This window comes from Phytoactinopolyspora endophytica (assembly GCF_004138495.1).
Lineage (GTDB): Bacteria > Actinomycetota > Actinomycetes > Jiangellales > Jiangellaceae > Phytoactinopolyspora > Phytoactinopolyspora endophytica.
In genome coordinates this window covers 43,584-44,003 of the sequence record NZ_ML142875.1, presented here as the reverse complement: position 1 = coordinate 44,003, position 420 = coordinate 43,584, and positions in this window count along the sequence as shown.

Sequence of the window (420 nt, the reverse complement as noted above, 5' to 3'; positions counted from 1 at the left end):
CCGGCAATCTTTCCGGACACGGTGAGGTTATCTCCCTCCCGAACGACGGAGATCTGACCGACGAAATGCGGGTTTCCCGCGACGGCCTGCGGCACGAACACTACCGACGCGATGAGCACGGCAGCGATAATGGCAAATAGGCGACGCATGACGCTCTCTCTTTCGAAGCTAGAATGTCAAAGGATTGTGCCGGACACACACGTCAAACCTCCACGTACGCGGAGGTCAAGCATAGGGCATATACGCGCACCTTACAGTAAGGAGGCGCGCGCGACCGCGGGAACAGGCTCATAAATCCCCCTCCCAAGATACGTTGATCAAACAACGATCCGGGCGATTCCCAGCCAGGTGCCTAAATGCTGGACCCGCTTTCCCGTCGTGACAACTACTTTGGGAATTTGAAGATACTGCATTTAGGCG